Source organism: Candidatus Regiella insecticola LSR1 (assembly GCF_000143625.1).
GTDB lineage: Bacteria > Pseudomonadota > Gammaproteobacteria > Enterobacterales > Enterobacteriaceae > Regiella > Regiella insecticola.
In genome coordinates this window covers 1-1,091 of sequence record NZ_GL379624.1, presented here as the reverse complement: position 1 = coordinate 1,091, position 1,091 = coordinate 1, and the positions used below count along the sequence as shown (strand labels likewise).

General features: G+C 38.2%; 1 protein-coding gene. It reads right to left on the bottom strand.

The features are described 5' to 3' along the window. Window positions 1-138: 138 nt before the first annotated feature. The coding region (locus REG_RS08230; protein WP_039908143.1) for a class II fumarate hydratase at window positions 139-1,091 on the bottom strand (953 nt) is incomplete at its 5' end.

Here is a 1,091-nt window from a genome sequence, read left to right as displayed (position 1 = left end):
ATCTTGATATCTAAAGTTACTGATGCGGTAATTGACCGAGTAACCGTTTGAAAATAATATCGTTTGTTTTTTGATCCAATTCTGTTTTTGACAATAAAACTAAATTATTAAAATTTCTATCAATCTAGCGATGAATAGTCACTTACCAATCATTTCTTTTGGATTAACCCATGTATCAAACTGATCTTCTGTCAGATATCCTAATGATATTGCAGATGCTTTCAAGGTTAGGCCTTCTTTATGTGCTTTTTTAGCAATTGTTGCTGCTTTGTCATAACCTATATGATTATTTAATGCAGTCACTAGCATTAAAGATTCATTAAGCAGCTGATCAATACGCTTTTTATTAGCTTTTATCCCCTCAACACAATGCTTATTAAAACTAGTCATGCCATCCGACAATAAGCGGATCGATTGTAAATGGTTATGAATAATCACTGGACGAAAAACATTTAATTGAAAATTACCTGATGCGCCCCCGATACCGATCGCGACATCGTTACCCATCACCTGAGCACAAAGCATTGTCATTGCTTCACATTGTGTTGGATTAACTTTACCCGGCATAATCGAGCTGCCTGGTTCATTTTCCGGAATCGATATTTCTCCAATACCACAACGTGGTCCCGATGAAAGCCAGCGTATATCATTGGCAATTTTCATTAATGATGTGGCTAAACCTTTTAAAGCACCATGACTATGAACTAACGCATCACAAGTGGCTAGCGCCTCAAATTTGTTAGGCGCAGTGACAAAAGGTTGTGCAGTAAGCGTTGCTATTTCTTCAGCGACCTTTACCGCGTATTCAGGAGGTGTGTTTAATCCAGTGCCAACCGCAGTACCACCTAAAGCGAGCTCATAAAGATGTGGTAGTGTTGCGTTAATATGCTTTTCATTATGTGCTAACATTGCCACCCAGCCAGAGATTTCCTGACCCAAGGTCAACGGTGTCGCATCTTGTAAATGCGTTCGACCAATTTTTACTATTTTATTAAATTCTATTGCTTTTGCTTCTAATTTTTCTTTCAACGCTTTTAAAGCGGGCAACAAATATTTATGTAAATTCGCCACCACAGCAATATGCATCCCCG